The organism is Nonomuraea typhae (assembly GCF_009760925.1).
Taxonomy (GTDB): domain Bacteria; phylum Actinomycetota; class Actinomycetes; order Streptosporangiales; family Streptosporangiaceae; genus Nonomuraea; species Nonomuraea typhae.
This window is the reverse complement of record NZ_VRLV01000055.1, coordinates 1-520: the sequence shown is the minus strand read 5'-3', so window position 1 is coordinate 520 and position 520 is coordinate 1. Positions and strand designations below refer to the sequence as shown.

At 68.5% G+C, this 520-nt stretch carries 1 protein-coding gene; it reads left to right on the top strand.

The features are described from left to right. Positions 1-12: 12 nt before the first annotated feature. A partial coding sequence (locus FVE25_RS53680) for an FAD-binding oxidoreductase (RefSeq protein WP_281368003.1) occupies positions 13-520 on the top strand: 508 nt, incomplete at its 3' end.

Genomic DNA, 520 nt, shown 5'->3' with positions numbered 1-520 from the left:
CAGGTGGAGCTGATGGACAAAACCATTCTGGAGTTGTCCCGCGGCAAGATCGAGTATGCCGGGCTGGGGGACCTCCTGCAGGGCGATCCGGGCGCGCTGCTGTTCGTCTCCTTCACCGGCGACGACCCGGCGCTGCTGGCCGCCAAACTGGAGGAGGTCTCGCGTCTGTGGCGGCGCAACGGGCACGGGTATCACACGCTGCTGGCCGTCACGGCCGCCGAGCAGGGCGCGCTGCTGAAGGTGCGCAAGTCGAGTCTGGGGTTGCTGATGGCCGCCGGGCAGGGCACGCGGCGGCCGCTGGCCTTCGTCGAGGACACCGCCGTCGACCCGCAGTATTTGGCCGAGTACACCACCCGTTTCAAGCACGTGCTGGACAAGCACGGGCTGTCGGCGGGGTTTTACGGGCATTGCTCGGTGGGCTGCCTGCACATCCGCCCGTTCGTCGATCTGGCCGACCCCGCCCAGGTGGCCACGATGCGGGCGGTGGCGGTGGAGATCAAGGACCTGGTCGCCGAGTACG